Source organism: Sphingobacterium sp. UBA7253 (assembly GCF_002472745.1).
GTDB lineage: Bacteria > Bacteroidota > Bacteroidia > Sphingobacteriales > Sphingobacteriaceae > Sphingobacterium > Sphingobacterium siyangense.
Map to the genome: position 1 here is coordinate 1 of NZ_DKSP01000156.1, position 1,398 is coordinate 1,398.

The window sequence follows — 1,398 nt, forward strand, 5'->3', positions numbered from 1 at the left end:
GAAAATTAAATGTAAATTTAAGTTTAATATTACCCTTCTTGATGAAAAGGATATTAACCTAGCGAAGTTGCAGGAATCAATAAGGATAGCTTGTTTCGAGGAATTTGTTGATGATCTTCCAATGGGCTTAAATACAAAAATCGGGAACGTGGGCTTGCAGATCAGTCGAGGGCAAAAACAACGTATACTGATAGCGCGTGCAATTTATAAAGATCCCCAATATCTGTTCTTTGATGAGGCAACAAGTTCTCTGGATGCTAATACAGAGAAAGCAATACTCTACAATCTCAACGAATTTTTCAAGAACAGGACGGTAGTAGTTATAGCACACAGGTTAAGTACGGTAAAAAACGCAGATCAGATAATTGTACTGGAATCAGGGAAAATTATCGAAAACGGCAATCATAATGATTCGGTCCATTCGAAAGGACAGTACTATTCATTAGTAAAAAATCAATTGGAATTAAGTAATTAATATGAAAAATATACTTTTAATAGGATTTACAATGTTATTTAATAACATTTATTCACAAACTCTTGATATGGAAAAATTTCAGGTAAGTGGCCTTGTTGTGAGCGCACAGGATCATAAACCCCTGAAAGGTGTAGATATATTTATTGAGGATAAAAAGATAGGGATAACAGATGATAAAGGTTATTTTAGCGACGAAGTTATAGCTTCCTCAAACGATAAACCTGTAGTGATTGTTTTTAAAAAAAGTGGTTTTAAGGATTTTAAACAATCAGAAAGAGTCCATCCTTCCCTTTTGAAGAAAGGATTTAATTTTATTATTGGTCTGTGTGGTTCTAGTGACGCGAACCCCTTTAGTGATACAAGAATGGGTGCTTTGTCTTATGCTAAAACGAAGGATAGGCTTCCTGAGGTGATGAAGAAAGACCTTTTTAATAAGGATTTAAATGCATTGAGGATGGAAAAAGGTAAAGTGCTTTTTGAATATAAAGGTCAGCCATATCTCCTCAGTGAAAGTAGCTGGATAAAACTTGAATCACTTGATGATATAGTTGTCATTGATGGACGGGAAAAAGGCAAAGCAAGGGATATAAATCATATGATCCAGAGAGATCAGATCAAAGGCATGACTCCTGACGCTGAGAAAAAGTCCGTAATTAATATTACTACTTTTAAGAGCCCTTAAATACAGAGGTGAAGCTTTAATATTTACTACGCTGTGTTAACATTCACCCTATAACAGATGATATAGTGCCATTTCCGCGACTATGGTATCTACTGTTATGCTATTTTAAGTAATAAAGCTGATTTGTTATACACGTATTAGTATACTTTAAGCAATCCCACTGATATTAGCTCAGTCCCTCATTTTCCCAAACACGGCCCTGAGCCTCCTCCATTGGATTGAACCCGGCCGACCCTTCTTT

The 1,398-nt window shown here is 35.6% G+C and carries 2 protein-coding genes; both read left to right on the forward strand.

The features are described 5' to 3' along the window. The coding region (locus B2X72_RS16260; protein WP_286850704.1) for an ATP-binding cassette domain-containing protein at positions 1-475 on the forward strand (475 nt) is incomplete at its 5' end. Between the two features lies 1 nt (position 476). Continuing rightward, the gene (locus tag B2X72_RS16265; protein ID WP_286850706.1) at positions 477-1,157 is read left to right on the forward strand and encodes a hypothetical protein; all 681 of its coding nucleotides are present in this window, start codon (positions 477-479) and stop codon (positions 1,155-1,157) included. Positions 1,158-1,398: the final 241 nt, after the last annotated feature.

What these genes read in the sequence shown, in the direction of transcription:
- B2X72_RS16265 (WP_286850706.1), top strand. Translation starts at nt 477, where the DNA reads ATGAAAAATATACTTTTAATAGGATTTACAATGTTATTTAATAACATT.